The following is a 2,319-nucleotide window of genomic DNA, read 5'->3' as shown; positions in this document are numbered from 1 at the left end:
GGTCAAGGCCGCCGCGCTGACCAGTTCGGGCATGGCAGCTGCGGTACGTGGCTAGAGTCTTGCCGGATTACCGTCGTCGAGCCGCCACCGCCGCGGTCGGCAGTGCCGGCAGTTCCTCCATCACCCGGCTGAGCGGGAAGATCGCGATCGCCTCGGTCCCTTCGCGCAGCTTGGAATGAAGTTCGAACTCGCCGCCATGCATGGCGAGCAGCCCTTGCACGATCGGCAGGCCAAGCCCGGTGCCTTGCTCGGCGCTCTTGATGGCAATGGAGCCTTGGCCGAAGGCGGAAAGCACGATCGGGATCTCGTCTTCCGGTATGCCCGGTCCGTTGTCCTTGATTGAAATGTATTGTCCGCCGCCCGCCGTCCAACCAACGCGGACACGGATTTCACCGCCGGTAGCGGTGAATTTTATCGCATTCGACAGAAGGTTGAGCGTGATCTGTCGCACCGCACGCTCATCAGCGAAAAGGCGCGGTAGCTCGTGCTCGAAATCCTGGACGACCCGGATATCCTTGTTGCGCGCCCTCAACTCCATCATGTGACAGCAGTCCTCGACGATACCAAGCAGCATCACCGGTTCTTCATTGAGCTGGTAGCGGCCGGCCTCGATGCGCGAAAGGTCGAGGATCTCGTTGATCAGGTCGAGCAGATGCTGGCCAGATTCGTGCACGTCATGGGCATAGTCGCGATAGGTGGGATTGCTCATCGGCCCCAGCACCTCGTTCGACATCACCTCGGAAAAACCGAGAATGGCGTTGAGCGGCGTGCGCAATTCGTGGCTCATCGAAGCGAGGAACCGCGATTTCGCCAGATTGGCGTCTTCGGCCCGCCGCCGCGCCTCGTCCGACATCGATTTCGCCGTCTCCAGTTCAGCGATCAGCGCATCCTTTTCGGAGCGGAACGACAACATCATCAGGGACGAGTGGTTGAGATGACGGGCCACATAGGCGAAGAACGGCAGAGAAACGACCAGCAGCGCGGCCATGATCGCCTCGACCGGCATCCATAGCTTGGCGCCGGCATAAGCGTAGAGCGCCACGGGAACGGCAAAGGTCGCCAACAGCGCCCCACGCAGAGACGAGGTCATCACCGCGGTCGCCGCCATGGCGAACAACAGCACCACGGCCTTGACGATGTGGAACGGATCGACCTCGCAGACGCTGCAGCCAAGCCACACGAACCATGCCCAGCCGAGACCGCACAGGAAATGGCCGATCAGGAATTCCCGTCCTGCTTGCGAAGGGTTGAGCTCGGAAGCTTCCGTGCGCTCGATGCGCCGCGCCATGAAGGCAACGATAGTGTAGCAGGTCAGGGTGAACAGCGCCCAGAGCCCGATCTCGTTGCCGATTCCGGCCAGCCGGCCGGCCGCCGCGATCGCCAGGACAAGAAGCGGGATGGCGATGGCGCCGCTGGTCATCGCGCGGGCATGGAGCTTCAGCAGTTCACGATCGAAATCGGGATTGCCGGCCTGCTGCGAAAGACGGTCACGCGTCTTGCGCACCGCGCGCGCCACATCGCTGTTGCGATGAGGTTTCCTGCGGTCCACAATGAACTTGTCCGCTGTGTTCGAGCGTTGCAAGGGCATCAAAACTTCAATTTATGCGAGCAGCGGTTTCCAAGTGTTAAGCTACGTTCGAATGATTAACCAACCGTTTGCCATATGAGCCGCTCATGGTCGCCAAGACCGCGCCGGAGATACGTTGCGCGCCCCAGAAGCCTGTGGCGCCGGCTGGTGGATTACGGGCTTGCCGTCATCATCCTCGGACTGCTGATCCTGCTGGCGGCCCGCCTCGACCGGGTGGAGACACGCAAGACGCAAGGCGTGGCAATCATCAACGACGGCGATTCGATCACGCTTGGCACCGAGCGTATCCGCATGCGCGGCATCGATGCTCCGGAATATACGCAGACCTGCCGCAAGAACGGTACTGACTATTCCTGCGGCACGCTTGCGCGCCAGTCGCTCGTTCGCCTGATCGCCGGCAAGCCCGTCTCTTGTACCGGCTGGCAACGTGATCGTTATGGCCGGTTGCTCGGCGACTGCACCGCCGGCGGCAAGGATCTCAACCGCGCGCAGGTCGAGGCGGGCTGGGCGGTTGCGTATGGCGACTTCGAGAGCGAGGAGGCCGTCGCCCGGGCGGGAAAGGCCGGCATCTGGGCGGGAACGTTCGACCAGCCGCAGAATTGGCGAGACAGCCGTCACGGCGAAGTCGTCGAGAAGAAGCACGGCACATTGGCCTCGATCGGCGATGCCGTCCGCGAGATTTTTCGCTTCTGGTGATGCGCGTCCTGAAAGCCGAACCGAGAACGAACAGG

2 protein-coding genes are annotated in these 2,319 nt (G+C 62.2%); one reads left to right on the top strand and one right to left on the bottom strand.

Annotation, left to right across the window (positions count from 1 at the left end; genetic code table 11):
* Positions 1-67: 67 nt before the first annotated feature.
* Positions 68-1,588 (bottom strand): HAMP domain-containing sensor histidine kinase, encoded by a 1,521-nt coding sequence (locus EN893_RS29735; protein ID WP_127270826.1) that lies wholly within the window; start codon positions 1,586-1,588, stop codon positions 68-70.
* A gap of 75 nt (positions 1,589-1,663) precedes the next feature.
* On the opposite strand from EN893_RS29735, the gene EN893_RS29730 reads away from it, so the two are divergent.
* A complete protein-coding gene (locus tag EN893_RS29730; RefSeq protein ID WP_127270829.1) occupies positions 1,664-2,284 on the top strand; it encodes a thermonuclease family protein in 621 nt (206 codons plus the stop codon).
* Positions 2,285-2,319 lie beyond the last annotated feature (35 nt).

This window comes from Mesorhizobium sp. M7A.F.Ca.CA.004.04.2.1 (genome assembly GCF_004022825.1).
Classification (GTDB): Bacteria; Pseudomonadota; Alphaproteobacteria; order Rhizobiales; family Rhizobiaceae; genus Mesorhizobium.
This window is presented reverse-complemented; position numbering and strand designations above follow the sequence as displayed.

What these genes read in the sequence shown, in the direction of transcription:
- EN893_RS29735 (WP_127270826.1), bottom strand. Translation starts at nt 1,588, where the DNA reads ATGCCCTTGCAACGCTCGAACACAGCGGACAAGTTCATTGTGGACCGC.
- EN893_RS29730 (WP_127270829.1), top strand. Translation starts at nt 1,664, where the DNA reads ATGAGCCGCTCATGGTCGCCAAGACCGCGCCGGAGATACGTTGCGCGC.